Below are 1,556 nucleotides of genomic sequence, written 5' to 3' on the forward strand. Positions count from 1 at the left end.
CAGACTCCCACTGTCAACTTCGGGTGCTGTAGCGGGTTGGAGTGTGGGCACCCTAAGTAGCCGCGCGGCGAACGTTGCCGGCGGCTGGGACTTGTCCTGGGTCAGGGGGTCGGTGTCAGTGCGGTGGCGCTGGCGTGTTTCGCGGGGTCGTAGGGCTCGTTGTCGGTCCAGCAGCGCCACAGGATGCGCATCCAGCGGGCTGATAGGCCGCGCAGTGCACGGTGGTGGCGCTGTCCGCGTTGGTCGCGTGCCTCGCGGAATGCGGCCGCGGCCCAGGGCGACCCTTTGAGGGAGTTGTAGGCCCACCACATGGCGCTCTCTCGCAGTCGCGTGTTGGCGGCGTACCGGAACCTGACGCTGCGTGACCTGCCAGATGCACGGGTGACCGGAGCCAGTCCGGCTTCGGCGAGCAGGACCTCGGGCCGGGGGTAGCGTTCGCGGTCCTCTCCGATTTCGGCGAGCAAGACAGCGGTGGTGACCGGTCCGACGCCGGGGAAGCTGGCGAATATGTGGGCGTCGGGATGTTCGGCAACCGCAGCGGCGATCGCGTCGTCGTATTCAGCGAGCTGGCCGTTGAGCAGCTGTAGCAGCCGGGTGAAGCTCTGCGCTGAGAAGCTCTTGCCGGCCACCGTTCCTGGGGAACCGGTGAGCAGGTTGGCGCGCATCCGTTCAGCCAAGACCTGCGCCGGTACCCGGCCGGTGTAGTGGTGTCGTGCCAAGAACCCGGCCATACGCGTGGTCTTGATCCGTCCAGCGACTGCGGGGGTGGGATAGTCCAGCACGAACGAGAGCGTGATCTGACGGTCGACCGAGGAGAACAACCGGGCAGGCGCGGGGTGGTAGGCCTCGAGGATCATCCGCAGCTGGCTCTCGACGGCCTGCTGAGTCTCAAGCAGACGGTCGCGATCGCGGGTCAACGCCTTGATTTCAGCCAGCAGCGGCGACGGGGCGCTCAGCGGGCGCCAATGCTGGTGCTCGTGGCGCAGCGTGTCAGCCAGGACGAACGCGTCGAACCGATCGTCCTTGACCGAGGCGACCTTGTACCGCTCCCGGGCCCGCGCAGCGATCCGCGGTGAAACCGGGAACAGCACGTGACCGTGGGCCTGCAAGTGCTCGACCAGGAGCCCTTCGGCACGCTCGATCGCGATAGGCATCGGGTCGCCGAACCGGACGAGCTCATGGCGCAGCCGGCTGAGTCCCGCGACGTCATGGGTTACCCGTAGTTGTGTCAGTCGCTTCCCGGCGTGGTCGACGACGCACAGTTGATGGTGCTCACCGCCCCAGTCGATGCCGGCGAACGCTGGCCAGGACTGTGGAGTCATTTCTTGCCTCCTTCGGGGTCGACCACCCCCGTGGCCGATCTCTCCGGACGCTCATCCAGGTGCTCCCACATCGTTGCCTGGGGCACGACTCCCACTAGCCAGTCGAGATCCGCCACCGCCGGGAGGGACGGGTCTGCCGCTGGACCTGTCCGGTCACGCTGCCAAGGTCCTCTCCCGACGGTGGAGGTGGACCAGCGGGACCATCCCGCCGCACCCAAGGTTCGCGGATGAGCG

The 1,556-nt window shown here is 67.4% G+C and carries 1 protein-coding gene; it reads right to left on the reverse strand.

The features are described 5' to 3' along the window. Positions 1 to 101 precede the first annotated feature (101 nt). A complete protein-coding gene (locus tag FRW57_RS21440) occupies positions 102 to 1,322 on the reverse strand; it encodes an IS110 family RNA-guided transposase (RefSeq protein WP_152187020.1) in 1,221 nt (406 codons plus the stop codon). Positions 1,323 to 1,556: the final 234 nt, after the last annotated feature.

The sequence above is a fragment of the Segeticoccus rhizosphaerae genome (assembly GCF_009192725.1).
GTDB classification, from domain to species: Bacteria; Actinomycetota; Actinomycetes; order Actinomycetales; family Dermatophilaceae; genus Segeticoccus; species Segeticoccus rhizosphaerae.

Coding starts and splice junctions, on each gene's coding strand:
- FRW57_RS21440 (WP_152187020.1), bottom strand. CDS start 1,322: ATGACTCCACAGTCCTGGCCAGCGTTCGCCGGCATCGACTGGGGCGGT.